This window comes from Terriglobus roseus, assembly GCF_900102185.1.
Lineage (GTDB): Bacteria > Acidobacteriota > Terriglobia > Terriglobales > Acidobacteriaceae > Terriglobus > Terriglobus roseus_A.
The window spans coordinates 2,204,966-2,230,097 of sequence record NZ_LT629690.1 but is presented as its reverse complement, the minus strand read 5'-3'; the positions used below and the strand labels follow the sequence as shown (position 1 = coordinate 2,230,097).

Genomic DNA, 25,132 nt, shown 5'->3' with positions numbered 1-25,132 from the left:
AACTACCGCAGGCGCGCCCCGATTTCGATGTCTTCAATGAAGCTGGCGAGTGCGGGTGTGCCGTCGCCGATAGAAGCTGCGACAACCATGCCCTGCGATTCGAAGCCACGCAGCTTACGTGGAGCCAGGTTCGCAACGATGACGACCTTGCGACCAATTAGCTTTTCCGGCTCGTAGTACTGTGCGATGCCTGCGAGGATCTGGCGCTTCTCATAGCCCAGGTCAACTTCAAGACGAAGCAGCTTGTCGGCCTTGGGGACGCGCTCGGCGACGAGCACCTGCGCCACGCGGAGGTCGACCTTCGCAAAGTCGTCGATGGTGATCTCTGGTGTATCCGGCTTCGCGGGAGGGTCTGCGGCTTCTGCTGCTACTGGGGTAGTGGTGGCATCGCTTACTGGTGTCAGCTTCTGTTCGCCTTCGGCCAGGTTTTGTGGCGCGTTGGCGTCGGTGGTTGCGGGCTTCTGTTCTGCGTCGTTCATGCGAGTAATCAGTTCCTTCTCCGCGCGCGGGAAGATGGGCGCGAGTGTTCCAAGCTTTGTGTTTGCGGCGAATCCGCCCTGTGTCAGATCGCGCAGTTCGCCAGTTTCGGCGGCGCGTTCAATGGAGCCGAGTCCAAGCTGATCCCACACGCGTGCCGTGACATACGGCAGTACGGGGTGCAGCAACGCAGTCACCATGCGGATGCTCTTCGCAGCTGTGCGCAGCACGGTGGCCAGGCGTTCGCGCTGTTCCGGATCCTTTGCCAGCTTCCAAGGCGCATTCGCCGTCAGGTAACCGTCTGTTGCGGCAATCAAGGCAGACGTGGCTTGCACGGCTGCGGTGAAGTCCTGCGTTTCCAGTCCACGTCCAACGGCTTCAATCGCAGTCGTGATGTCTGATGTGAGTTCCGTCGTAAGAGCAGCATCCGGAATCACACCATCAAAGTTCTGCACGATCATGCTCAACGTGCGGCTGACGAGGTTGCCGTAGCCGTTGGCAAGATCGCTGTTGTAACGCGCAACAAGCGCATCGAATGAGAAAGAACCATCTTGGCCGAATGAGATTTCGCGCAGCAGGAAGTAGCGCAACACGTCCGCGCCGAACAGGTCTTGTTCTTTCTTGTCGGCTTCCGGCTTCAATGAACCGAAGGCATCAAGAATGGTTTCGGAACGCACAATGTTGCCGCGGCTCTTGCTCATCTTGCTCTCTTCGAAGAGCAGCCATCCGTGCGCAACGATCTTCTTCGGCAGCGGCAGGGCGGCGGCCAGCAGAAACGCGGGCCAGTAGACACAGTGGAAGCGAACAATCTCCTTGCCAACAAAGTGCAGATCGGCAGGCCAGTAGCGCGCAAACATCTCTGCGCCTTCTTCGCTTTCGTCGCCATATCCAACTGCGGTCATGTAGTTGGCAAGCGCGTCCAGCCACACGTAGATCACATGCTTCTGCGTTGTGGTGTCGGCAGCAGGCGAGGGAACAGGAATACCCCAGTCAAAGCTGGTACGCGACACGGACAGGTCCTTCACTGCACCGGGAACGTAGGGGATGCCGGTATCGCTCAGCAGCGTTTCTGCGCCGGAGTTCACAGGGCCGCGTAGGAAGCTCAGGACTTCGTTCTTGCGAGCTTCTGGCGTAATGGTGAGCTGGTTCGATTCGATGAGATCAATCAGTGGCTTCTGATATGCCGACAGCCGGAAAAAGAAGTTCTCTTCCGTTACCTCTTCGGTCACGCGACCGCATTCGGGGCAATGATCGCCAACGGGCACATCGACGAAGGCCTCATCGGAAACGCAGTACGCGCCAGTGTAGCGATCGAGATAGATCGCACCCTTCTCATACAGAACGCGGAACAGTTTCTGCACGCCGAGTTTGTGCTTCTCGTCGGTGGTGCGGATGTACTGGTCGTAGCTGATGCCCATGCGCTGCCACAGCGTGCGGAAGGTGGCGGAAACCTCATCCGTGAACTGCTGCGGCGGAACGCCTGCAGACGCGGCGCTGCGGCCAATCTTCTGGCCGTGTTCGTCCGTCCCTGTAAGGAAGTAGGTATCCACGCCATCAAGGCGCTTACGGCGCGCCAGTGTGTCTGCGGCAATGGTTGTATACGCATGGCCGATATGTGGCCGGGCGTTGACGTAATAAATCGGAGTCGTGAGATAGAACTTATTGGGCATCGCGCTAACGGTCAGTTTATCAGCGCCATGGAAAGGCTTCTGCCTCAGGCCTATATAGGTTGCGGATAAGTTTCGATTAAAAGCAGATATTACGTGTACTTCGCTGCCACTACCCATGGTCTTCGCACGGCTACAATCATCCTCATGGGAAAGATGACCGTAGTTACCGGCGCAGCCGGATTCATCGGACGCAACACAGTGGCAGAGTTGAACCGGCGCGGCAACACCGATCTATTGCTGGTGGATGACTTGGGAACGGGCGAGAAATGGCAGAACCTGAACGGTCTGCGATACGAAGACCTGATCCCGGTCAATGAGTTTTTTGATCGCATCCATGGCGTGGGCGAAGAGGAGCTGCCTGAGATTGACGGCATCGTGCATTTGGGCGCATGTTCCGCCACCACGGAAAAGGATGCGGACTACCTCCTGACCAACAATTACGGCTACACGCGCACCCTGTGCAACTGGGCACAGGAGCATGGCGCACGCTTCGTCTATGCCTCATCCGCTGCCACCTATGGCGATGGTTCGCTTGGCTATGATGACGATGACAGCGTAACGCCGAAGCTGGAGCCGTTGAACATGTACGGCTACTCCAAGCACATGTTTGACCTATGGGCCCTGAAGAATGGCTTCTTCGCGAACGGTCATCCCATTGCCGGTGTCAAGTACTTCAACGTGTACGGTCCTTACGAAGATCACAAGGACGACATGCGTTCCGTCGTCCATAAGAGCTTCGGCCAGATTGGCGACGGTGACGGCAAGGTGAAGCTGTTTAAGAGCCATCGTCCGGAGTACAAGGACGGCGAGCAGATGCGCGACTTCGTCTACGTGAAAGACGCTGTCGATGTCACCCTGTGGCTGCTGGAAAATCCGCAGATTGGCGGTGTGTTCAACTGTGGCACCGGCATTTCGCGTACGTGGAATGACCTGGTCACGGCGGTGTATGCGGCGAGCGGCAAGAAGCCCAATATTGAATACATCGACATGCCGGAGACGCTGCGCGAGAAGTATCAGTACTACACCGAAGCCAAGCCGGACAAACTGCGCGCGGCGGGATACACCAAACCATTTACAACGCTGGAAGACGGCATTCACGACTACGTGAAGGGCTATCTGGAGCCGCGTGCGGAGAAGTTAAAAGGATGAAGGAATTGAGCGTTTTACAAAGCAACGTAGCCGATGCAAGGGTAGTGCTGGATACGATCCTGGAGCTTGAACCGCTGGTAGAAGAGGCAGCACGAGTACTTGCCGACGCACTGCTGCGCGGCAACAAGCTGCTGGCATGCGGCAATGGTGGATCGGCTGCGGATGCATCGCATCTCACCACGGAGTTTGTGGTTCGCTTCCACAAGGAGCGTCGTCCATATCCCGCGATCAGCCTGACCGCAAACGGCGGCGATCTGACGGCCTGCGGCAACGATTACAGCTTCGACGATGTGTTTTCGCGGCAGGTACGTGCCTTCGGCTTGAAGGGTGACGTTCTGTTTGCCTACACTACCAGCGGCAACAGCGAGAATGTGCTGCGTGCGTTGAATACGGCGCGGCAGTATGGTGTTGCCACGGTTGCCTTTCTTGGACGCGCCGGTGGAGCATGCGCAGGCATTGCAGATGTGGAACTGATTGTGCGTCACAATGTGACGGCACGTATCCAAGAAGCACACAAGCTGCTGCTACACACTATCTGCGAGCTGGTGGAGCTTCGTCTCCTTGCTGCCGCAGAGGCAGGAGAGCAGCCGCTAACCTAAGCGGAACGGGCGAATGAGCATGCGTATTGGAGTTGACCTCGGCGGCACAAAGATTGAAGGCCGCGCTTTTGATAACAAGGGACAGGAACTGGATCGCCTCCGCGTTCCCACACCGCGTGAAGATTACGACGGCACAGTCGCAACCATCATTGAGGTCGCCAAGTCGCTGGAGACGCGTCTTGGCCAGCAGGGAACGCTGGGCGTTGGCATTCCGGGGTCGGTGGTGAAGTCCACTGGGCTGGTGAAGAATGCGAACTCCACGTGGCTGAATGGCCGCCCGCTGGAGAAGGATCTTTCCAAGTCATGGGGCCGCGAAGTTCGCTGCGCCAACGACGCAAACTGCCTCGCGGTTTCAGAAGCAGTGGATGGAGCTGGCGCGGGATACAACGTTGTCTTCGGCGTCATCCTTGGCACCGGCTGCGGTGGTGGGGTTGCCATCGCAGGCAGGGTACACAACGGACCGAACGGCATTGGTGGCGAGTGGGGACACAACTCGCTGCCCATGCAGCGTGAAGGCGAATGGCCCGGCCCGGAATGCTACTGCGGTCAGCGCGGATGCATGGAGACCTGGGTTGCCGGATCAGGTCTGGAACGCGACTTTCTTGCTGTCACTGGCAAGGCGCTGCGCGGACCTGAAATCGTCAAGCTGAGCGAAAGTGGCGATGCCGAAGCAGAGGCCGCACTGCAGCGTCTGGAAGATCGTCTTGCACGCGGTTTGTCCAACGTCTGCAACCTGCTGGACCCGGATGCCATTGTTTTTGGTGGTGGTTTGTCTCAGTTGGATCGGCTGTACACGAATGTGCCTCCGCTCATCGCGCAGTACACCTTTGGCAAGGGATTTGAAACTCCACTGCGTAAGGCTGTACACGGCGACGCCAGCGGTGTGCGTGGTGCAGCTTGGCTCTGGCCGCAGGAATAGTTCACTTCTTCACAAACAACGAAAGGCCGCGATGATGAATCGCGGCCTTTCACGTTTTGCATAGAGGGTTTTACAGGCTGACGTGTTCCAGATCCAGATTCATCCAGTCGCCCTTTTCAATGGCGGCGCGAATCTGTGCAGGAGACTTGTGCAGCTTTGTCTGCTGGTAGGTGAAGGCGGCTTCCTTCATGCAGGTGGAGCATTCGGCTCCGTGCAGGCCTTCAAAGCAGGAGTGGAGGCTGTTGTGGCCCATGCCGAGATCACAACGGCAGTAGCAGGGCATCTGGTGCAGCACCGGCGAAACCTTTGCTGCCATCTTGTAAACCGTTACCTGGTACGGGTGCGAGAAGTACACGCCTGTCAGTTGCGCGTCATGCAGGATCGGCGGCAGGGCCTTGGTGGGCGCGGAGGCGTTGTAGGCCGGAATATCCTTCGAAGGGTTCGACCACTGTGCACATGCGGCTACGGTAAGGACGGCAACGGCGACAAGAGCAAGTACGCGCTTCATGCATACGATCATAGCGCGGGTCTGCTGCCAGCGTTCTGTCAAAGCAGAAGGGGCCGCATCTGCGACCCCTTCCGGTTCATGAACAATTGCTGGAGAGTTACACCGGTTGCGCGCAGAATTTGCAGCGCTTGGCGTCCACCGGGATGTCAGACAGGCATTCCGGGCAAGGCTTTGTAGTGGCCACTGCGGGCGTCTCGAACTTTGCCATCACATACTTCATAGGCATCACGATCATGAAGTAGATGGCTGCTGCGTTGATCAGAAAGTTGATGACTGCATTGAGAAATTTGCCAACGTGAAGTTCACCCGGCGGAATATAACCCGCAGGCAGGGGATTTGGCGGTACTACATGGCGCAGTGTGGGAACGTGAACAACCAGGTTGGAGAAATCCGGTGCGCCAACAATCGCAGCGATAAACGGGGTGATGATGTCTGCCGTTACCGATGCCGTGATGGCCGCAAATGCCGCACCGATGATGACCGCGACTGCCAGATCAACAACGTTGCCGCGCAGGATGAAATCGCGAAAGCCCTTCAGCATGTGGAGTATTGCCCCCCTTACATTGGGGACAGCATACATGCCGCCGCGCGTTTATGGGAGCGCATGATTTTTGCGTGATCGAAAATTTCGCGGTACTACAGCCAGAACGGATAGACCAGGAAGAACAGGATGACGCAGACGCACATCAGGTCCATGTAGGCACAGAGCACCACACCGCCGTGGTACCAGTTCCACTTCGTGCGCATGCAGCGCAACGTATCCACCGTTCCAATCAAGGAAAACAGCAGTGGAATCACAAGCCAAGGATTGGCCCTGTTATATGGGAAATTCGACAGCCAGAATGAGACCGTCAGGCTCAGGAGCACCAGTAGATTGGCGCGCAGCAGCGAACGCTGGCGCCAATCCATAAATGCAATCCGGTGATGGTTATGCAGGTACGCCATTGGCTTCTGCTTTAACTGCGGCCTCCATGGCACGCATGCTCTCGTCGTACGGCGGATACAGCACGCCGCGCTCGGTGATGATGGCGGTCACGTACTTTGCCGGGGTGACGTCGAAAGCAGGGTTTTCAATGCCGCAGCCGTCCGGCGTCATCTGCTTGCCGTTGGAGTGCGTTACTTCGTAGGCGCTGCGTTCTTCAATTGGAATGTCATCGCCGTGCTTCGTCGCCATGTCTACGGTGGACCAAGGGGCGGCAACGTAGAACGGAATGCCATGTTCCTTCGCCAGAACGCTGACGGAGTAAGTGCCGATCTTATTGGCCACATCGCCATTGGCAGCAATGCGGTCCGAACCGACGATGACTGCCTGAATGCGACCTTTGCGCATCAGCGCGCCGCTCATGTTGTCGCAAAGCACTGAGGTCTGGATGCCGTCATGCAGCAGTTCCCACGCGGTCAGGCGAGCACCCTGCAGGTACGGGCGAGTCTCATCGGCCAGCACGTTGATCTTGTGTCCGGCTTCTACAGCCGCGCGAATCACGCCCAGCGCCGTTCCATAGCCACAGGTGGCCAGAGCGCCTGCGTTGCAGTGCGTCAGCACTGTGCCTTCCTTCGGCAACAGTTCTGCTCCGAAGCGGCCCATCGTCTTGCAGGCTTCAATGTCTTCGTCGTACATACGCAGCGCTTCAGCGCGAACTTCTTCGCGAATGCGCTCGATCTTCTCAGCTTCCGACAGATTCGCGGGCTGCTTGTCGACAAGCTGGTAATACAGCACGCGGATGCGCTCAATTGCCCAGAACAGGTTGACTGCGGTTGGGCGGGTGGCGGCTAGCACTTTGGCCATCTCGTCCACATCCTTGCTCAGAGCGGCAACGGTGGTCGAGGGCGAGTTCTGGATGCCCAGTGCCATGCCCATGGCGGCGGATACGCCGATGGCTGGAGCGCCGCGAACGATCATGTCGCGGATGACGGTGGCAACGTCCTGATAGCTGGTGGCGAGTACGTACGTTTCTTCAAGCGGAAGCTTCGTCTGATCGAGGAAGCGAACGCCCTGGTCGGTCCATTCGAGAGTAGGAATCATCACCTACAAGTTTACGCTTTCGTGAACAGCAAGGTGTGACCGGCGTCACCGTTCACCGGGTTTTCGGCGTTACAACAATGCCGTATTTCTCTTCAAGAAACTGCTGCAGGGAAGCGGGCAGCGTAGCCGCGATCTCCTGCCACGTGATCATCAGGATGCGGCTGCGCAAATGGCTGTAGCGGATGGCAGAGAGTACCGCGAAGTATTGTCGCTGCAGGTCGGGTCTGCGCTCATCGACGAACACCGCGAAGCGGGAATCGCTGCAGTGCGCTGCCAGCACTCCACGGAGAAGTTGATACCCGCGAAACAGGCTGCGTGAGCGCGGAAGTTGATCGGTCTCGAAAACCTCCTCGAACGCTTCATAACGCCGCAGCAGATCAGGTCGCGCCGTCTGAAAATCCGACTCGCTCAGCTTCGCTTCCACCAGCAGATCGTCGATGCGCATATCCATCTCCGTGCGGTCGTCATGGCCATCGCGCAGCGACGTGCGCACACGGAAGCCAAATGCAGGCATTGTGTCTGGTTCGAGATTCAGCAGCAGCTTCAGACGTTTCGACCGTAACGCTTGCGGATGGCAAAAGATGTTCATCAGCAGCGCATCGGAACTCACTGCACAATCCAGTTCGCCGCGGCTGCGCTCGTTGCCATGCGCAATGCGGCTGGAGGCGGTGTACGTCTTGCTCAGCCGCTCTGCCCATTCAGGATTGGCAAGAATGCGTTTGTAACTCGCGGGATGGAAGTTGCCGTGTTGGCCGCTCTCATCTTCACAAAACAGCACGGAAGGGATGCTGCTGTAGGTGGTTTCATACGCATGGCCAAGGTTGCGAGCGCTGATCTCGCGGCGAAGATTCGTCGCGGATCGCACGACAAGTTCCGGGGATTCGGTCCGCACAGCCATGCCTCCATTGTAGGCGATGAAAAGGCGAATTGTGCGCAATTGCCGATAGCATGGAGAGGTGCGTACTCTCGACAAATCGAATCTGGGACAGGGCGAAGACTGGTATGGCAACACAGCCGCTGTCACCTGCTTTTCCTGCGGCAAAGTTTTCCTTACCTCACAGGTGCTTCACCGCAAAGGCCGCGCCTGCCCGAACTGCGGCAAATGCAAGGTGCTGGTGAAGAGTTCTGAGGTTGAGGTGTCTGAAGCGAGCGACCTCTAGCTCTGCCGCAACTTCTCCGCGCGCACGTCGCTTGCAGTGAACACGCTGACGAACGGAGCATCGCCGATTGCGGCTTCGATGTTGGTACGGCCCCCCTGTTCGCGATCCACCAGGCAGAGCACGGCTGCAACGGTCATGCCTGCGGCTTTCACAGCTTCAATCGCGGTGATAGTGCTACCGCCGGTGGTGCAGACGTCGTCCACCACGACAACGGAAGCGCCTTCGCGCACGTAGCCCTCAATCTGTCGCCCGGTGCCGTGCTGCTTGAGCGCTTTACGAACCAGAAAGCCATGCACCGGCTTCGCATCCGCGTGATCCAGCGCGTACCAGGCCGACGCCGACGCCGTGTTGCTCACCAGCGGATCAGCACCCATCGTTAGACCGCCAACGGCGACTGCACCGGGAGCGTGTTGGCGAATCAGCTCTGCGAAGACAAGTCCGCTCAGGCGACCGCCTTCGGCATCCAGCGTGGTGGTGCGGCAGTCGATGTAGTAATCGCTCTTGGCGCCAGAGGCCAGCGTGAAATCGCCGAGACGAAAGCTGAGTTCTGCAATCAGGCTGAGAAGTTTAGCGCGGTCGGCGGTCAGAGCAGTGGAGAGGTCCATGTCTCTATCAAAACAGCGACTAGGCCAGTCAGCAAGTCGGAGTATCGTGTTGTGCGTGAGGTGATGTGACATGGATGCAGTGCGTTTCTTTGTGGACCAGTTGCAGCGGGAACATGCGTTGAACCGGAAGGTGCTATCCGTAGTGCCGGAAGGCAAGAACTCATGGAAGCCGCATGACAAGTCGATGGAGCTTGGTTATCTGGCGGCTCTGGTAGCGCAAATGCCTGCTTGGATTGCGATGATGATCGCTACGGATGGCCTTGATTTCGCTGACAATTCCGCACGCAGCAGCTTCCAGGCCAAGGGGTCGGACTCAACCGCAGCCTTGCTGAAGCTGGCCGATGATTCAACCGTGAAAGGGAAGTCTGCTCTCGAAGGCACGAACGAAGGCCACCTGAACGGGACGTGGAGCTTCCGCATGGGCGATAAGGTGCTGGCAGGAGGCACACGCATCAATCAGATCGCCGACACCTTCACCCACATGACCCATCATCGCGGCCAGTTGACGGTCTATCTGCGCCTGCTGGGAGTGAACGTGCCTTCGACGTATGGTCCAAGCGCGGATGAAAAGGTCGTCTAGCGAACTCTCTGTAAAGCAAAACGGGTGCAGCCTTAGCCGCACCCGTTAGCTTTTTGTATTGCGGAAGACTTACAGACCCTTGCTCACCAGGAACAGGATCAGGTCCTTCACGCGCGAGCTATAACCCCACTCGTTGTCGTACCAGGAGATGACCTTGCCCGTCTTGTCGCCGATGACCTTGGTCAGCTTCGAGTCGAAGATGGACGAACGGTTGTCACCCTTGAAATCGCTGCTCACCAGTTCTTCCTCGGTATAGCCAAGGATGCCCTTCAGCGCGCCTTCGCTGGCTGACTTGATCGCTTCGTTAATGCTGGCGATGGTCATCGGCTTTTCCGTGTTGAAGGTGAGATCGATCACGGAGACATTCGGCGTGGGCACGCGCATGGAGAAGCCGTCGAGCTTGCCGTCCATCTCAGGGATAACCAGCTTCAGCGCCTTGGCAGCGCCTGTGGTCGAGGGGATCATGTTCAGCGCAGCAGCACGGGCGCGGCGCAGATCCTTGTGCGGGAAGTCCAGAATGACCTGATCGTTGGTGTAGCTGTGGATCGTGGTCATAATGCCGCTGGTGATGCCGAACTTCTCGTGCAGAACCTTCACCACAGGCGCCAGGCCGTTGGTGGTGCAGCTCGCGTTGGAGATGACGTTGTGCTTCGACGCGTCATACTTGTCGCTGTTCACGCCAAGTACCAGGGTCACGTCCTCGTTGGTGGCAGGAGCGGAGATGATGACCTTCTTCACGGTCTCGCCCAGGTGGGCCTTGGCCTTGGTGGCGTCGGTGAAGTGGCCGGTGGATTCCACCACGATCTGTGCGCCAACTTCTGCCCAGGGCAGCTTGGCAGGATCGCGCTCAGCGAAAACCTTGATCTTCTTGCCGTTGACGCTGATGTAGTCGTCGCCAGCTTCGATCTCGTGCTTCAGATTGCCGAGAATCGAGTCGTACTTCAGCAGGTGAGCCAGCGTGGAAGGGCTGGTCAGATCGTTGACGGCCACAAACTCGATTTCAGGATTATCGATTGCGGTGCGGAAGACGTTGCGGCCGATACGGCCAAATCCGTTAATGCCTACCTTTACTGCCATGACGTGTCTTTAGCTTCCTCTCAGGGTTACGGCGAACGCCGTTTCGTCCGTCGCAACCAGTGTAGCGGGTGCGCCGTGGGGTGGCGCAATTCGGCTGTGTGAAACCCTGGGGAGCCATCAAAGGTTCCCATCGGGTTTGGCCTGAGGCGTGTGGTGTGTTACAAACCGGCTATGCGGGACTGGATCCGCAACAAGATGAAAAGACGTGGTAAGCGTGGCCCCAACAACAGCGAGGCCACTGGAAAGATTGGGCAGGAGATCCCACAGGATCAGCCTGCAGCGCTGCAGCCGAGCTACCCCGAAGCTCCTGCAAAAGCAGAGATAGCCGCTGAAGCCGAACCGGAAGCGGTTGAGGCAGAGCCAATTGCTCCCGGCAAAATCGAAGTGGAAACGCAGCCGGAATCGCTGGCTGCGCCCGTTGAACCGCCTTCGATCCCGGCAGGCGACAAGTCGGCTCCCCGTGGCTATGTCGTTTTGACCATTGGGCTTCCCGGCAGCGGTAAGACCACTTGGTTCAAGCGCCGTGGCGTGACGCCGCTCAGCAGCGACATGCTACGCAACATCCTTTTTGACGACATTACGGACCAACGGTACAGCGGCTTGGTCTTCAGCACACTGCGTTCACTTTTGCGTGCGCGCTTGATTGCCAAGATGCCGTGGAACTACGTGGATGCCACCAACCTCAGCGCACACGAACGTCGCCAGTGGATCAAGATGGCGCGCTCGTTCGGTTACGAGGTGCAGGCCGTGTACTTTGACGTGCCGCTGGCTGTCTGCGTAGATCGGAACAGCAAGCGCGAGCGCCGGGTCGCCGATGACGTGATGCAGAAGATGGCAGAGCGTCTGCGTCCGCCGTCGTTCAAGGAAGGCTTCACGAAGATCACGGTCGTTCGCGTCAAGGGCCAGGGCACAGCAGCTCCGGTAGCTGCTGTCAGCGATGATGCCTTCAACGCTCCTGTACCTGCCGATGTCGATACGCCCGATCTGGACGGATCGGAAGGTATCGAGCCGGACGAACCGCAGGCTGAGTAAGAACATATGAACGGCGCGGCCATTGAGATCCGCGACGTAGTAGTGAAGGCGGCGCCCTCCCGAAGTTACTCCGGCGAGGGCGTTGTCATTCTGAATGGCATTTCGCTGAAACTGTCTGCCGGAACGACCACGGCGCTGCTAGGGCGCTCCGGCAGCGGGAAAACGACGCTGCTACGCACCATCAATGGGCTGGTCTCACCGACCTCCGGCATTGTGCTCGTCGACGGCGAAGTGGTCGGCAAGGGCGATTTGCTGGCCTTGCGCCACCGCATTGGTTACGTGATTCAGGAGACGGGCCTCTATCCTCACCTGACTATCGAACGCAACGTAGCCATGCCGCTGGAGCTTGCAGGAAAGCCGCTGGCGGAGCGGCAATCGCGAGCTCGTGAACTGCTTGCCATGACGGGGCTCGATCCATCGAAGTTTGCGGATCGCATGCCGTGGCAGCTCTCTGGCGGACAGCGTCAACGCGCTGGTGTGGCGCGGGCGTTGGCTGCTGATCCTGCCATCCTGCTGTTGGATGAACCCTTCGGCGCGCTCGATCCTCTGACGCGCGCCGAGATGCAGACCATGCTCCGCGATCTGCTCAAGAAGTTGCAGAAGACTGCCGTGATCGTTACGCACGATCTTCAGGAAGCGGTCTTTCTTGCGGATCGCGTTCTGCTGGTGGACAAGGGAAGTATCGTTGCAGACCTGCCTTCGCGCGATGTTCTGCACTCGCAGATTCCCGAGGTGAAGGAATACGTCGCGGCGGTACAGCGCTTTGTGGAGGCAGAGGCATGACCTTCCTCCGCATGCATCTGCACGAGCTTCTTCAACTAACCTTCGAGCACCTTTGGCTCACGGTGTCTGCGATGTTGTTCGCCTCGCTTATCGCCATTCCTGCGGGCATCTGGCTCACGCGGCATGAACGTTGGGCCAAACCTGTCATCGGATTTGCGAACGTTGTCCAGACCGTTCCCAGCCTTGCACTTTTCGGCTTACTGCTGCCGGTGCCATGGCTCGGGGATAACGCAGCGCGGCTCGCTATTCTTGCGCTCACTGGCTATGCGCTACTGCCGATTGTTCGCAACACTTATGTGGGTATACAAGGCATCGACCCGGCTCTGATCGACGTAAGTCGCGCTCTCGGCATGACGGATTGGCAGCGGCTGACCAAGGTGGAATTGCCGCTTTCCGCAAGCGTTCTGTTAGCCGGCCTGCGCACAGCGACCGTAACGTGCGTCGGTGTAGCAACGATTGCGGCGGCGATTGGTGCGGGCGGTTTGGGCGAATTTATCTTCCGTGGCGTCGCGTCGGTAGACAACCGCTTCGTTTTGCTGGGAGCTGTCCCTGCGGCTCTGCTTGCGCTCTTTGCTGATGCGTTTCTTGGCTGGATTGAACGCAGGTTGGAAGTGCGGAGGCAGCAGTGAGGCGCGCGGCGGCATGCTTGTTGCTGCTACTACTTTTGCCGTTGACCGCATGTAACCCGCCGCGTGGCTCGCGCATTGTCATCGGCGCAAAGAACTTCACAGAACAGGTTCTGCTCGGCGAACTTCTGGCGCAGGAGATCGAAGCGCAAGGTGAGCCAGTGGATCGGCGTTTCTATCTTGCGGGCAGTTACATCGCACATCAGGCGCTTGTCTCCGGTCGCATCGACGCTTATGTGGAGTACACCGGAACGGCGCTGACCTCCATCTTGAAGCAGCCGCTCGATCACGATCCGCAACGCGTCTTCGATACGGTCGCGCGCATCTATCACGAACGATACAACGTACTGGTAATGCCTTCGCTCGGCTTTGAAAACACCTTTGCCATGGTGATGCGTGGTGAAGATGCAGATCGACTTCACGTCAGCCGCCTGAGTCAGCTTGCGCCGGCGGCTCCTTCGTTAAGACTGGGCGTTGGATACGAGTTTGAGGAGCGCCCTGACGGTCTTCACGGACTCCAGGCCGCGTATGGGCTTCACTTTGCGGATTCTCCTCGCGTGATGGACCTCGGGTTGTTGTATCGCGCGCTACAAAACCATCAGGTGGATATCGTCAGTGGCAACTCCACTGATGGCGCCATTACCGCCCTGGGATTCAGGGTGCTTGCGGATGATCGCCACTACTTTCCGCCGTACCAGGCTGTTCCGCTGGTCCGGGAGGACATGCTGCGGGCGCACCCCGCAGCCCTGAAAGCACTGCAAATGCTGACAGGGAAGATCAGCGAGGTTCAGATGCAGGCGATGAACCACGCCGTGGAGGGAGATCACAGGGATCCCGCCGAGGTCGTGAAGGCGTTCCGACAAAAAAACAAGTTGTGATATCAGTTTTGGAGTTTTCAACCCTCCCTTTTCTTCATTAGGCGCATCTAAATATCCAGATGACGCAAGTAAACCTCAAAAGGCTCATTTTGGCGTGCATGCTAACGGCAATATCTGTGCTTGCGTTTGTTCGCAAAGACTACAGACATATTGACGCGTCGCACCCCGAGACGCTGCTTTCCTCACTTTGGGGAGTCAGCGGCGTTCTGATGTTGGTTTGTATTGCCTGGCTGTGGATTGAATTGATATTGCTGCTTCTTTCCCCATCGCAATCCAATCTGCAGGCCAATGGCGATGATTTGCTAAGCTTGGCGAATGAATCGAATGCTCCTGTTTCGTATGACCGCTTTCCTCATGCTGGCGCTGCCGATTCACGCCTTCTCGCAGAGCGTCGTAAGCGCAAGCGAGACAGCGAAACCGGGCTTTGAAAGGACTGCCAAGATGCACGCAACCGGAACATTCCAGGTGTCAGTAAAGCCAGCGGAGGCCAGCGAAATCGGCAAAGCTGCGGGGCTCGGTCGCATGACCATCGACAAGGTATGGAGCGGCGGCATCGAAGGTACCAGCAAGGGTGAAATGACCACTTCTGCGGTTGGATCAGCGATGGCCTACGTTGCGTTGGAAACGATGAACGTAAAGATCGACGGCAAGTCCGGGACGTTTGTGTTCTCACACAAGGCGACGATGGATTCGACCGACCCGAAGACCGGCGTGATGGACATCGCCGTTCTGCCAAACACCGGCACCGGAGAGCTGAAGGGAATTGAAGGTTCCCTGCAGATCACGATCGATAAATCCGGCCATAGCTATGACTTCACGTACACATTACCGGCCAAGTAGCCATAGGCGAACAAGTCTGGCTTCTTTTTGCTACAGTTTGTGTTGTCGATTCGCTTTTCCCTCCGTCTCTCTCGGCAGGGCTATAAGCCGTTTCGAACTCCGTTGAGGATCCGCATGACTTTACCGAACCGCCGCCGTGCATCGCGCCAGGATGAGGGCTTTACGCTCATCGAATTGCTGATCGTGATGTCGATCATCATCATCATTGCCACCTTCGCGATCCCGAACATCACGCGCATCAAGCGGCAGGGCAACGAGACCTCGGCGATCCAGTCCATCCGCGCCATCGTAGCGGCACAGTTGCAGTATCAGCAGACGTATCCGGCTAACGGTTATGCCTGCTCGCTGGCAGCTCTGGGTGGTGACAAGGGAGCAGCTCCAACTCCCGCAGCGGCCGGCCTGTTGCCGTCGGATCTCGCGGGCGGCCAGAAGGCGGGTTACACCTTCGCCCTCGTGAACTGCAATAAAGTAACGATTAACAATCAGGATCAGTACACCTCGTACGAGATCACCGCAGTTCCGCAGAAGGTGGGCAACACCGGCGACCGTGGCTTCTGCTCTGATGATTCGCAGCAGGTGAAGTACGACCCCAAGGGGGGCACCGCCTGCACACAGCCCATTCAGTAAACGGGTTTGATGTTGGGAAGGCGCAGCTTCGGCTGCGCCTTTCGTCTGTACGGATGACTCCAGGGAGAGTTTGTGCGTCTTAGCAAAACGATGAAGTTTCTTACAGGATTTGCGGCGGTCGCTGTGTTGTCAGTGTCCGCTCACGCGCAGGATGTTCACGCAATCGCTTCGAAGGTCGACGACCACTACAACCACCTGACCACGCTGCACGCCACGTACACCGAGCATTACAGTGGCATGGGACAGCAACGCACTGAAGGTGGCACGCTGCTGCTGAAGAAGCCGGGACGTATGCGCTGGCAGTACAGCAACGGCAAGCTCTTCGTGCTCGACGGCAAATACGCCATTAGCTACACGCCGGGCGATCCGCAGGCGCAACGCGTCCCTGCAAAACAACTGGACGACATGCGCTCTCCGCTGCGCTTCCTGCTGGGCCATACGAAGCTGGAAAAAGAACTGGACAACCTGAAGGTAACCCCAGCGGGCAGTGGGGAAGTCACTCTAAGCGGAACGCCGCACTATGCGATGTCGCCTGGCGATCAGCGCGTGCAACGCATCTCCGTCACCGTGATCGCCGCTACGGGAGTCATCACCGGACTACGTATCGAAGAGATCGACGGCACCGTAACGGAGTTCGCATTCCGGGACATGAAAGAGAACGTCGCCGCCTCCGATGCAGACTTCCGTTTCACTCCTCCTGCTGGTGTGACGGTGGTGGACGGTCTGCCTCCGGCATAGCCATCTTTCTCTCAAACGGTCGTTTATCGCATGGTGCGTCTTTGCAAAAGGGAATTTCGTCCTTGATCTAGGACCAAATATGTCCTACAACTGAATGAGGACATTTTCAGTCCTCATTCTCCTCAGGATCGTTCCCGATGAAGCCATCGCACTTGCTGTTTGCCCTGCCCATTCTTCTTTCCTCGGCCGCTGTTGCACAGGGCCCCGGCGGTGGCGGACCGCCCAAGCGCATCGTTCTGGAAGCGTTGGATACGGATGGTGATGGCCAGCTTTCGGCAGCGGAGATTGCCGCTGCATCGCAGGCGTTGCTGAAGTTGGACAAGAACGGCGATGGGCAGATCACCTCAGCGGAATACAATCCGCGCCTGGAAGACAAGACCGCAAGCAGCGATCTTGAGCAGCGCCTGATGCTGCTGGACAAGAATGGCGACGGTGTTCTGACGGCAGACGAAGTGCCTGAGCGCATGAAGCCGCTCTTTGAAAAGGGCGACGCGAATCATGATGGCAAGCTGACGAAGGCGGAAATCGCTGCCATGTCCGGCAAGCAGGCCGATCCCCAGGGGCGTCCTATTGGTCGTGGCAACTTCAGCAGCATGGACCCCGTCATGATCGTTCTGGATGTAGACAAGGACGGCATCCTTTCAGCTACAGAAATCACGAATGCGCCTGCAGCGCTGAAGACGCTGGACAAGGATGGCGATGGCACGTTGTCCGTGGCAGAGCTTCGCATGCGTCAGCAGACCCCCCGCCAGCGCGCGGAACACCTCTTTGACGAGTGGGACACCAACAAGGACGGCGCTCTGACCAAGGAAGAGATGCCCGATCGTATGCAGGCGCAGTTTGAGGCGATCGATACGAACCACGACGGCAAGGTCGATATGGACGAGGCCACCGCTTACATGGAGAAGCAGCCGCAGGGACGTGGACCGGGCGGTCCTGGTGGTCCGGGAGGTCCTGGTGGTGGTCGTGGCCAGGGCGGTCAGCAGCCTCAGCAGTAATCAGTTTTGACTTTATTCCGGTCCAAATACTTGACCGGAGCATTTCTCGACTCACACGGCAAAGATCCGGGAGAGATTTTCAGGTGAATAAGACAGTTTCGAAGATGAAGAATGGTGCAGTGTCACTGGCTGCGATTGCGTTTGGTGTTCTGCCGGGCTTTGTTGCGGCACATGCTGCAGAACCCTCTGTTGCTCCGGCGAAGGATGCCGCGGGTACATGGGGTTTCTCGCATGAAAACGTGTTGGGGACATCACTGGATGCGGCCATCAGTGCACCGTCGCAGCGCGATGCACGTGTAGCCGAGAAGGCCGCGCTTGCAGAGTTCGATCGTCTTTCCTCGAAACTCAGCGCATGGAATGCGGACAGCGAATTTTCGCGTTGGCAGAAGACACGCGGCGTTGCAGTGAAGGTATCGCCGGAGTTGATGGAAGTGCTCGCTCACTTCGATGCTTGGCAGGGTGAAACGGGCGGAGTTCTGAACGCTTCCAGCGAGACTGCTGCAAAGGTATGGCGTGGTGCCGCTGCAAAAGGTGCAGCGCCTTCCACGGAACAGCTTGCTGCTGCTGTGCAGACGATGAAGCAGCCCCACTGGTCGTTGGATCGTACCAACGGCACAGCAACGCGTCTCAGCGATGCTCCGCTGGTCCTTGCTACGTTCACGAAAAGCTGGATCACGGAGAAGGCTGCAGAAGCCGCTCTGCACGCAGGTGCATCAGGCGTGATGTTGAACGTGGGTGGCGACATCGTAACTCGCGGCGCCTTGACCCAGCGTGTTGACGTTGCCAATCCTCAGGCGCACACCGAGAACGATGCAGCCATCGACACAGTTGTGCTGCGCGACCGTGCCATCGCCACCAGTGGCAGCTATCGTCGTGGCTTCGATGTTGCAGGCGAGCGCATGTCCCACATCATCGACCCGCGCACGGCTACGCCTGCAGCGCAGGTGCTGTCCTCCAGCGTTATCGCTCAGGATGCAACTACTGCGGGCGCATTGGCTACAGCGTTGTCCATCCTATCGCCGCGTGAATCGCAGGCATTGATGCAGCGTCATCCCGATGCGCAATATCTCATCGTGACTGCGTCTGGCGAAGAAATTCGCAGCAACGGCTGGACGAACTACGCAGAGCCCAAACTCGAACGCGCTGCATACATCGTGAAGGCGGGCGCTGCAGCACCGCAGGCCGGCACGAACTGGAACCAGTCCATGGAACTGCAGATCAAGCTGGAACTGCCGCGTATGGATAACCCGCGTTATCGTCGTCCTTATGTTGCGGTGTGGATTGAAGACAAGGACAAGTATCCCGTTCGCACCATTGCGCTGTGGTTCAAGAATCCTCGTTGGCTGAATGAGTTGAAGGGCTGGTACCGCGATGACCAGCTGCGCAATCTGAGCGAAGGCACGGACATCTCTGCAACGGTTTCCAGTGCTACGCGTGTCCCGGGTTCATACACGCTGAAGTGGGACGGTAAAGACAACAACGGCAAGCTGCTAAAGGCAGGCACGTACACAGTGGTGATTGAAGCCGCGCGTGAACACGGTGGTCACTCGCTGCTTCGCCAGGAGATCAACTTCAACGGCACGCCTTCTGCGAAGACGTTGCCGGCAAGCGATGAACTCGGAGCGGTGCAGCTTGACTACCGTAAACACTAGTCCTTCCACCAAACCCGAAAGCCATCACAGCACACCCGGAAAGGCGAAACAGCCTCTCCGGGTGCGTCTGCGTAAGCAGACCGCGATTGTCTCGCGCTGGCTGCATATCTATTTGTCCATGGTGAGCTTCGCCGTGGTGCTGTTCTTCGCTGTGACCGGACTCACACTGAACCACGCGGACTACTTCTCGCATGGAGAGGTGGTTAAGAATCTTAACGGTTCGCTGTCCGCGAAAGAGATGGGACCGAAGGACCATCCGGACACACTGGCCATCGTGGAGCACATCCGCAACACGGACCATGTCCACGGTGCGGTAAATACCGAAGACCTGCGCGTGGACGACGACCAGATCACCTTCAGCTTCCGCGGCCCGGGCTATAGCGCGGACACAACGGTAGATCGCGCCACAGGAAAGTATCAGGTGGTGGAGACGAAAGCAGGATTCGTTGCCGTCATTAATGACCTTCACAAGGGGCGCGACAGCGGCAAGGTGTGGTCATGGGTGATAGACGGTTCAGCCATCCTACTCACGCTGGTATCGCTTTCTGGACTGGTGCTGATCTTCTTCATCTACAAGCGTCGCACCAGCGGTCTGCTGTTGGCCGCAATTGCAACAGCCCTGTGCCTGCTGCTCTATCGCATCTGGGTACCGTAGAAGAACAAAAAAGCCTCGCTCGCGATGAATCCATCGCGAGCGAGGCTTTTTGCATTTAGCAAGTGAGATCGTCGCGAGTGATCTTCAACTCGCCGAGATTCCCTAGCAACGTCAGTGAAATCTTCTCTGGCTGCAGCAGTGACACGGCAAGGCGTTGCACATCGGCAGCGGTCACGCGATCTACGTCGGCGATGATGTCGTCCACCGTGTTGAATCGGCCGTAGTACATCTGCTGACGCGCAAGGTTGCTCATCCGCGATGAGGAACTTTCCAGTCCCAGCACAATGTTGCCCTTGCTCTGGTTCTTGGCGCGTTCCAGTTCATCTTCTCCTACAGGGGCTGCCTTAATGCGGCGGAACTCTTCCAGGATCAGGTGCAGCATCTCTTGCGTCTTCTCAATCGAAGTTCCTGCATAGATGCTCAGTGCGCCTGTATCGCGGAAGGGCGACAGTTCTGAGTAAATCGAATAAGCCAGCCCTGCCTCTTCGCGCACTGATTGGAACAGCCGTGAACTCATGCCGCCGCCAAGGATGCTGCTGAGCAGGTACAGCGCATAGCGATCAGGATGGTCCACGCGCGGCGCAGGAACGCCGAGGCAGATCTGCACCTGCTCCAGAGACTTCTTGTTGCGCAGTGTGATGTGCGGCGTAGGCGCAGGTTCCGGAAAGCGCGCCAGAGTGCTAGACGTCGCAGCTAACGCGCCGAAGTAACGCGTGATCTCCGCAATCATCTCTTCGTGTTCGAGATGACCTGCGGCTGAAAAGACCATGTTCGATGGGACGAAACGCTCAGAATGAAAACGACGCACGGCGGCTTCATCAAAGCTGGAGACAGTCTTCGCTGTGCCCAGGATGGAGCGCGCCAGCGGATCGTTCTTCCAGAAGTTCGCTGTGTGAATCTCGTGGATCAGATAGTCGGGATTGTCCTCGTCCATCTTGATCTCTTCCAGCACCACGGACTGTTCGCGCGCAATGTCGTCGGCTGCGAACGTCGGGTTCAGGACCAGATCAGAAAGGATGTTCATCGCGGCAGGCACATTCGTATCCAGCACCTTGATGTTGAAGCAGACGGTTTCTTTGCCGGTGAATGCGTCCAGGTTGCCGCCGATCGCGTCCGTCTCACGCGCAATGTCGCGTGCGGAGCGGGTCGTGGTGCCCTTGAAGACCATGTGTTCTACAAAGTGCGAAAGGCCGTTCTCTTCTGCCTGTTCGTCGCGCGATCCGGTGCCAATCCAGACGCCCAGGCTGACGGAACGGACATGCGGCATGCGTTCGGTCAGCACCATCATGCCGTTCGGCAGCGTGGTGCGGCGGATGTTGCGTTCATTGGAGGCGGTGGCGGATGCGGCATTCTCCGCAAGGGGAGTGGTTTCGACCATCCTTCCATTGTAGCGGTCGACGAGCGTTAGGCTCTACGCTGTATCCGTTCACCCGAAATGCGTTCCAAAAGGCGCGCCTTCACGTCAGGCCAGTCTTCCGCGGTAATGCTGTACCACTTGGTATGCCGCGTCGATCCGTCGGGCATGATCATGTGATTGCGAAAGGTGCCCTCATACTGCGCGCCTAGCTTCAGCATGGCGTTCTGCGAATGCACATTCTCGTGATGAGTTTTGAGCGCGATGCGACGTAGTCCCAGCGTTTCAAAGCCGTACGTCAACTGCAGCAGCTTCACGCGTGGGTTCACACCGCTGGAACGCCACGGCTTCGCCAGCCATGTAAAACCGATCTCCGCCCCACGATGCGCTCTCTGGATATCCAGAAAACGGGTGGCGCCAACCGCTTCATCGCCAACGAAGGTTACCCATGCTTCCACCAGATCCTGTTCAGCCTGAAGAAGAGTGTCTTCAACGTGCTTCTTCACGTCATCCGCCGTGGTCGGGCGCACATTCATGTAACGCCAGATGGATTCATCCAACGCGATCTGTGTGAGTGCAGGAATGTGTGCAGAGGACAGCGGCTCAAGGCGAACGCCATAGCCTTCCAGAAGCGGCGTATGGCTCATTGCGATGGCTCGCGTTCGCACAGATCCATCAGCGCGTCGGCTACACGATCGTAGTCGTGGCGCAGCACGACGCCTTCGTACGCGAAGCTGCCCGTTACGGGCGTTACACCCATGGCGCGAATGCGGTCCAGATCGTTTTCAATGGGCTGCTGCCCGCCGCTGGCGTAGTGCTGCAACAGCGCTGGCGAGATCGATGCGGTGTTCAGCAAAGCAAAGTCAAACAGCTGCAAACCATTAGTGTGCGACCGTATGCGTTCCATGTGTTCTGACGCAGTCAGGCCAATGGATTCGTTGGCTTGTGTCATCAGGTTGCCAATGAACACACGCTTCGCCTTCGACGCAGCAATCGCTTCTGGAATGCCTTTCACCAGCAGATTGGTGACGAGGGAAGTGAACAACGACCCTGGTCCAACGGTGATCAGATCCGCTTCCTGAATTGCTTCCAGCGCTTCCTGCATGGGAGGAGCATCTGAGGGATGCATGCGCAGCTCTGCAATCCGATGTCTCGAAGCAGTGATATTCGTTTCGCCGTGAACCACGGAGCCATCCTCCATGATGGCGGAGAGCGTTACGGGAGAGTTCGTAGCCGGATAGATGTTGCCGCGCGCCGCCAGAATGTGCGACGAGGCCTGCACCGCCTTCGCGAAATCGCCTCCGTGAATGGCTGTCAAAGCTGCTAGAAAAAGATTGCCAAACGAGTGACCGGAGAGGGCATGCATCGTTCCGTCGCTCGGGAAACGATATTGGAACAGCTTGGTCAGCAGTTGCTCATCTTCACTGAGAGCTGCGACGCAGTTGCGCACATCGCCCGGCGGCAGAATCTGCAGATCCTCACGAAGCCGCCCGGATGAACCACCGTCGTCCGTCACTGTGACCAACGCAGACAATTTGCGAATGCGGCACGGTACGTTGAGGCAAGCGTTGTTATCGTGTTCGCCTGCATCCGCAGTGTCTACATAGCGCTTCAGGCCGCGTAGCAGCGTGGAGAGGCCTGTGCCCCCGCCGATGGCGACCACGCGAAGCTGTTTTGCCGAAGCTGGCATTGTTGGAGTGTACCCGTTTCGTTATAGGAATTTGTGTAGGTTTACGTTCAATTCCGCAGAAGCGTCGGTGCGGGTCTGCCCTTCAGTACGGCCTCAATGTTGTCCAGCGCCAGCATCCCCATGGCAGTGCGTGTCTCGACCGTGGCACTTCCAATGTGTGGCAGCAGAAACGCGTTTGGCAGATCAAGATACCCGGGATTGAGCTTTGGCTCGCCTTCAAAGACGTCCAGTCCCGCGGCGGCAATCCTCCCGGACTTTAACGCGGTAATCAGGTCGTCGTCGTTTACCAGCGCTCCACGCGCCGTGTTGATGACGATTGCGCCAGCAGGAAGCAGATCGATGTTTTCAGTTCGCAGAAAGTGCCGTGTGTCTTGCGAAGCCGGTGCGTTCAGCGAAAGGAATTGGCTTACACGCAGAAGGGAAGCAGCGTCTTCGTGAAAGACCGCGCCCTGTTCCTCATCAGGCGAAAGTCTGCTGCGATTGTTGTAGTGCACCTGCATGCCGAAAGCGCGCGCACGATGTGCCAGCGCTTGGCCGATGCGGCCCATGCCATAAATGCCCAGCACCTTGCCCTGTAGCGACCATCCCAGCAGATCGCCCTTGGACGATGCCCACAGACCGCTGCGAAGCCGCTGCTGGGCCTCGTATGCGCGGCGCGAGGCACCTAGAAGAAGCAGCATGCCCACGTCCGCGGTCGCATCGGTCAACACACCCGGCGTGTGCGAGACAGGGATGCCTCTGGCGTGCGCCGCTGCCAGGTCGATGTGGTCGTATCCCACAGAAAACGTCGCGATCACCTTCACTGAGTTAGAAAGCAGCGAGAAGAAGCGCGCATCCAGCTTGTTCACCGGCGAAACAAGGACAGCGTCGGCGCCATCCGCGGCCTGCAGCAGTTCATCCTGCGTCCATGGCTGTTCATTGGGATTCCAGCGAGGCTCAAAATCGCGGTCAATGCGCGCATTCACCTCAGGTGTGAAGTGGCGGGCCACGGCAAGGATAGGCTTCATGGATTCCATGTTAGTCGCAGCGGTATCGCACCAAAAGCCACAGGCCGACAAGATGCCGGCCCGTGGTTCGATGTTTCGTTTGTATTTTTACGCTTCCGGGTACAGCAGTTCGGTGAAGCGAGGATCGTCCGACATGTCCTGAAAATCTGAGTCGGAGCGCGCCAGGATGCGGTTCTGGCCATTTAACCGGATCGCCTCCGTAAGCTTCTCCAGGCAGTTGTGCGAGTCGCCGGTGACTGAGGCAAGGACGGCCAGACCGTAGAACGCATAATCGGCCTCGGAGTTGCCATCCAGGATTTCGTTCAGATGTTCCCGCGCATCCTCAAACTGTCCATCGTTCAGCAGTGAGATTGCGTAGTCATACTTCTCTTCCGCAGACGTGAAGGTCGCCGTCTTGCGGTTCGCTTGCGCAACGCAAGCAGCAAGATACATGCGGATGCGATCGACGAACTCCGGCGGGGCAATCTGCAGAAGCTTTTCCAGCGCCGGATGTGCAGCGGCATAGTTGCCCTGCTGCATCGCGCGGACTGCCTCTTCATACTGCCGGAGAATTTCCTGCCTCAACTCGTCCTGCTGAGGCGCTACGGTGCCTGCAATGGTGCGTGGTGGCTTTCCGGTGGTCGCGTTCTTACCGGGCTTTGCAGAAGTCTTGGAGGCGGTGGAGGCTGCGGATTTTGCGGCTGGCATGAGTGTCCTGAGAGTTTTCCGTATGCCCGTTTGTTTGGGGGGAACGTATAAAGTTGGCAACGGGTGTTCGCTATGCGTTATACGGGAGTGTTGCGGCGCGGTCAAGAGCCCCGCATCCGGTTGCGTTCCGCTGCAGCGTACAGCACCGGATTCAGAGTGGGATCGTTGTACATCTTCATCTGTCGGTAGAGCTGAAAACGTCGCTCACCACGCACCACCTGCTGCCATAAGTCAGCCAGACATCCGGTCAGTGCAGAACTCTGTTCCTGCAGGATCGACAGTCGCTGACGGTTGCGCTCGCGATGTTCTTCGGATGCGTCCTCTCGCCGTGTCTCTTCGTCTGTATGAAAGACCTTCAAGGACAGAATTGATAGTCGATCCAAAATCATGCCCGGCGTCTCCGAATGCAACGGAGACTCAGGATTGGGTAAACTTGCAGTAGCCAGCGCGGACATCAATGCGTTGTCCACTTTCTCCACCAGGTCGTTGCGGCGTTGATTGGTTTGATCAATCTCGCGCTTCACCTGGGCGATCACTGCATCGGTTGCGCCTGTGTCGCGTGCTCGATCTTCCAGGTGCCATAGGTCAAAGTTACTGCGATGTAAACGCAGTAATAAATCAACGTCAGGAACCTCTGAGTTAACAACGTGCCAGCTTGCGGTGTGCTCCGCAAAACGCAGCGTTTCCGCATGCGCATCAAGCAGATGTGTCATTTCTGGCGTGGGGTCGAAAGTGGAGTTGGCGTGTAGCATGCAGGTCAGAATGAGTGTAACGGGAACAGGCAGGAGTGCCACTATC

Annotated in this window: 29 protein-coding genes; 15 read left to right on the top strand and 14 right to left on the bottom strand. The window is 57.8% G+C overall.

Going from position 1 to position 25,132, the window contains the following annotated elements; all coding sequences use genetic code 11:
- Window positions 1-2 precede the first annotated feature (2 nt).
- Window positions 3-2,147, bottom strand: a complete 2,145-nt coding sequence (metG, locus tag BLT38_RS09420; protein ID WP_083344943.1) for a methionine--tRNA ligase — start codon at window positions 2,145-2,147, stop codon at window positions 3-5.
- Between the two features lie 153 nt (window positions 2,148-2,300).
- On the opposite strand from metG, the gene rfaD reads away from it, so the two are divergent.
- From rfaD to BLT38_RS09405, 3 genes are read left to right on the top strand one after another with little or no spacing between them, the layout of a single operon-like run.
- Window positions 2,301-3,296 carry an ADP-glyceromanno-heptose 6-epimerase gene (gene rfaD, locus BLT38_RS09415; RefSeq protein WP_083347014.1) on the top strand — a complete coding sequence of 332 codons (996 nt, stop codon included), beginning with the start codon at window positions 2,301-2,303 and terminating at the stop codon, window positions 3,294-3,296.
- A complete protein-coding gene (locus BLT38_RS09410; RefSeq protein WP_083344942.1) occupies window positions 3,293-3,895 on the top strand; it encodes a D-sedoheptulose-7-phosphate isomerase in 603 nt (200 codons plus the stop codon). The genes rfaD and BLT38_RS09410 overlap by 4 nt, the downstream gene beginning before the upstream one ends.
- Window positions 3,896-3,908: 13 nt before the next feature.
- On the top strand, window positions 3,909-4,814 hold the full coding sequence (locus tag BLT38_RS09405; protein WP_197674953.1) for an ROK family protein: 906 nt from the start codon (window positions 3,909-3,911) through the stop codon (window positions 4,812-4,814).
- 70 nt (window positions 4,815-4,884) lie between these two features.
- Here BLT38_RS09405 and BLT38_RS09400 read toward each other — a convergent pair whose 3' ends face one another.
- The 5 genes from BLT38_RS09400 to BLT38_RS09380 all read right to left on the bottom strand — a co-directional run bounded on the left by BLT38_RS09400 (window position 4,885) and on the right by BLT38_RS09380 (window position 8,243).
- A complete protein-coding gene (locus BLT38_RS09400; protein WP_083347012.1) occupies window positions 4,885-5,322 on the bottom strand; it encodes a CYCXC family (seleno)protein in 438 nt (145 codons plus the stop codon).
- Window positions 5,323-5,419: 97 nt separating this feature from the next.
- The gene (mscL, locus tag BLT38_RS09395) at window positions 5,420-5,863 is read right to left on the bottom strand and encodes a large conductance mechanosensitive channel protein MscL (protein WP_083344941.1); all 444 of its coding nucleotides are present in this window, start codon (window positions 5,861-5,863) and stop codon (window positions 5,420-5,422) included.
- A gap of 95 nt (window positions 5,864-5,958) precedes the next feature.
- Entirely contained in the window at window positions 5,959-6,267 is a 309-nt protein-coding gene (locus BLT38_RS09390) for a permease (protein WP_083344940.1), read from the bottom strand.
- Window positions 6,251-7,345 (bottom strand): S-methyl-5-thioribose-1-phosphate isomerase, encoded by a 1,095-nt coding sequence (gene mtnA, locus BLT38_RS09385; RefSeq protein ID WP_083344939.1) that lies wholly within the window; start codon window positions 7,343-7,345, stop codon window positions 6,251-6,253. The genes BLT38_RS09390 and mtnA overlap by 17 nt, the downstream gene beginning before the upstream one ends.
- A 52-nt stretch (window positions 7,346-7,397) precedes the next feature.
- Complete coding sequence (locus tag BLT38_RS09380; protein ID WP_083344938.1) at window positions 7,398-8,243, bottom strand: PGN_0703 family putative restriction endonuclease; 846 nt, start codon at window positions 8,241-8,243, stop codon at window positions 7,398-7,400.
- A 58-nt stretch (window positions 8,244-8,301) separates the two neighbouring features.
- On the opposite strand from BLT38_RS09380, the gene BLT38_RS09375 reads away from it, so the two are divergent.
- Window positions 8,302-8,505 carry a hypothetical protein gene (locus tag BLT38_RS09375; RefSeq protein WP_083344937.1) on the top strand — a complete coding sequence of 68 codons (204 nt, stop codon included), beginning with the start codon at window positions 8,302-8,304 and terminating at the stop codon, window positions 8,503-8,505.
- Here BLT38_RS09375 and pyrE read toward each other — a convergent pair.
- On the bottom strand, window positions 8,502-9,110 hold the full coding sequence (gene pyrE / locus BLT38_RS09370) for an orotate phosphoribosyltransferase (RefSeq protein ID WP_083344936.1): 609 nt from the start codon (window positions 9,108-9,110) through the stop codon (window positions 8,502-8,504). The two genes, BLT38_RS09375 and pyrE, sit on opposite strands and share 4 nt — an antisense overlap.
- 70 nt (window positions 9,111-9,180) lie before the next feature.
- Here pyrE and BLT38_RS09365 point away from each other — a divergent pair, with 70 nt between their 5' ends.
- Complete coding sequence (locus tag BLT38_RS09365; RefSeq protein WP_083344935.1) at window positions 9,181-9,690, top strand: DinB family protein; 510 nt, start codon at window positions 9,181-9,183, stop codon at window positions 9,688-9,690.
- A 69-nt stretch (window positions 9,691-9,759) separates the two neighbouring features.
- On the opposite strand, the gene gap is transcribed toward BLT38_RS09365, so the two are convergent.
- A complete protein-coding gene (gene gap, locus BLT38_RS09360) occupies window positions 9,760-10,767 on the bottom strand; it encodes a type I glyceraldehyde-3-phosphate dehydrogenase (protein WP_083344934.1) in 1,008 nt (335 codons plus the stop codon).
- Between the two features lie 195 nt (window positions 10,768-10,962).
- Here gap and BLT38_RS09355 point away from each other — a divergent pair, with 195 nt between their 5' ends.
- The 10 genes from BLT38_RS09355 to BLT38_RS09310 all read left to right on the top strand — a co-directional run bounded on the left by BLT38_RS09355 (window position 10,963) and on the right by BLT38_RS09310 (window position 19,596).
- Window positions 10,963-11,799, top strand: a complete 837-nt coding sequence (locus BLT38_RS09355) for an ATP-binding protein (protein ID WP_083347011.1) — start codon at window positions 10,963-10,965, stop codon at window positions 11,797-11,799.
- 6 nt (window positions 11,800-11,805) lie between these two features.
- Window positions 11,806-12,582, top strand: a complete 777-nt coding sequence (locus BLT38_RS09350; RefSeq protein WP_083344933.1) for an ATP-binding cassette domain-containing protein — start codon at window positions 11,806-11,808, stop codon at window positions 12,580-12,582.
- Window positions 12,579-13,211, top strand: coding sequence for an ABC transporter permease (locus BLT38_RS09345; protein WP_083344932.1), 633 nt, complete (start codon window positions 12,579-12,581; stop codon window positions 13,209-13,211). Before BLT38_RS09350 ends, BLT38_RS09345 begins: the two co-directional genes overlap by 4 nt.
- Window positions 13,208-14,086, top strand: coding sequence for a glycine betaine ABC transporter substrate-binding protein (locus tag BLT38_RS09340; RefSeq protein ID WP_083344931.1), 879 nt, complete (start codon window positions 13,208-13,210; stop codon window positions 14,084-14,086). Before BLT38_RS09345 ends, BLT38_RS09340 begins: the two co-directional genes overlap by 4 nt.
- A gap of 324 nt (window positions 14,087-14,410) precedes the next feature.
- On the top strand, window positions 14,411-14,926 hold the full coding sequence (locus BLT38_RS09335; RefSeq protein WP_231966840.1) for a DUF3224 domain-containing protein: 516 nt from the start codon (window positions 14,411-14,413) through the stop codon (window positions 14,924-14,926).
- Between the two features lie 114 nt (window positions 14,927-15,040).
- A complete protein-coding gene (locus BLT38_RS09330; RefSeq protein WP_083344930.1) occupies window positions 15,041-15,553 on the top strand; it encodes a type IV pilin protein in 513 nt (170 codons plus the stop codon).
- A 72-nt stretch (window positions 15,554-15,625) separates the two neighbouring features.
- On the top strand, window positions 15,626-16,291 hold the full coding sequence (locus BLT38_RS09325; RefSeq protein ID WP_231966839.1) for a LolA family protein: 666 nt from the start codon (window positions 15,626-15,628) through the stop codon (window positions 16,289-16,291).
- A gap of 137 nt (window positions 16,292-16,428) precedes the next feature.
- A complete protein-coding gene (locus BLT38_RS09320; RefSeq protein ID WP_083344928.1) occupies window positions 16,429-17,289 on the top strand; it encodes an EF-hand domain-containing protein in 861 nt (286 codons plus the stop codon).
- 83 nt (window positions 17,290-17,372) lie between these two features.
- Window positions 17,373-18,941 carry a DUF2271 domain-containing protein gene (locus BLT38_RS09315; RefSeq protein ID WP_231966838.1) on the top strand — a complete coding sequence of 523 codons (1,569 nt, stop codon included), beginning with the start codon at window positions 17,373-17,375 and terminating at the stop codon, window positions 18,939-18,941.
- The gene (locus tag BLT38_RS09310) at window positions 18,922-19,596 is read left to right on the top strand and encodes a PepSY-associated TM helix domain-containing protein (protein WP_231966837.1); all 675 of its coding nucleotides are present in this window, start codon (window positions 18,922-18,924) and stop codon (window positions 19,594-19,596) included. Before BLT38_RS09315 ends, BLT38_RS09310 begins: the two co-directional genes overlap by 20 nt.
- A gap of 55 nt (window positions 19,597-19,651) precedes the next feature.
- On the opposite strand, the gene BLT38_RS09305 is transcribed toward BLT38_RS09310, so the two are convergent.
- The 6 genes from BLT38_RS09305 to BLT38_RS09280 all read right to left on the bottom strand — a co-directional run bounded on the left by BLT38_RS09305 (window position 19,652) and on the right by BLT38_RS09280 (window position 25,128).
- Window positions 19,652-20,974: a M16 family metallopeptidase gene (locus BLT38_RS09305; protein ID WP_083344926.1), complete on the bottom strand. Its 1,323-nt coding sequence runs from the start codon at window positions 20,972-20,974 to the stop codon at window positions 19,652-19,654.
- Window positions 20,975-21,000: 26 nt separating this feature from the next.
- Complete coding sequence (locus BLT38_RS09300; protein WP_083344925.1) at window positions 21,001-21,597, bottom strand: GNAT family N-acetyltransferase; 597 nt, start codon at window positions 21,595-21,597, stop codon at window positions 21,001-21,003.
- Window positions 21,594-22,640, bottom strand: coding sequence for a gluconeogenesis factor YvcK family protein (locus BLT38_RS09295; RefSeq protein WP_083344924.1), 1,047 nt, complete (start codon window positions 22,638-22,640; stop codon window positions 21,594-21,596). Before BLT38_RS09295 ends, BLT38_RS09300 begins: the two co-directional genes overlap by 4 nt.
- 47 nt (window positions 22,641-22,687) lie before the next feature.
- Window positions 22,688-23,647: a 2-hydroxyacid dehydrogenase gene (locus tag BLT38_RS09290; protein WP_231966836.1), complete on the bottom strand. Its 960-nt coding sequence runs from the start codon at window positions 23,645-23,647 to the stop codon at window positions 22,688-22,690.
- Between the two features lie 87 nt (window positions 23,648-23,734).
- Window positions 23,735-24,334 (bottom strand): TPR end-of-group domain-containing protein, encoded by a 600-nt coding sequence (locus tag BLT38_RS09285; protein WP_083344922.1) that lies wholly within the window; start codon window positions 24,332-24,334, stop codon window positions 23,735-23,737.
- A gap of 101 nt (window positions 24,335-24,435) precedes the next feature.
- The gene (locus BLT38_RS09280; RefSeq protein ID WP_231966835.1) at window positions 24,436-25,128 is read right to left on the bottom strand and encodes a DUF4254 domain-containing protein; all 693 of its coding nucleotides are present in this window, start codon (window positions 25,126-25,128) and stop codon (window positions 24,436-24,438) included.
- Window positions 25,129-25,132 lie beyond the last annotated feature (4 nt).